Genomic DNA, 251 nt, shown 5'->3' on the forward strand with positions numbered 1-251 from the left:
GATATGACCTTGCGCAGCAGATAGAGCCTGGCCTCGTACTCCTCGTCATCGGTAATGTCTGCCGTGCGGCCGATGAAGACCTGCCGGTGGTAAGGCTCGGACGCCACGATGTCCGGAGCCTTCGACAGGGACGAATTGTCGACGGGCACGTCACGGAAACCGATCAGCGGAAGCCCTTCGGACTGCGCCGATTCGGCAATGATGTCCTCGATATGGGCGCGAAGTGCCGCGTCCTGCGGCATGAACCAGTG

General features: G+C 61.4%; 1 protein-coding gene. It reads right to left on the bottom strand.

Annotation, left to right across the window (positions count from 1 at the left end):
- On the bottom strand, positions 1-251 hold a 251-nt coding region (locus AC0L21_RS38135; protein WP_473267165.1), incomplete at both ends, for a hypothetical protein.

It is taken from the genome of Bradyrhizobium sp. WSM4873 (assembly GCF_055811355.1).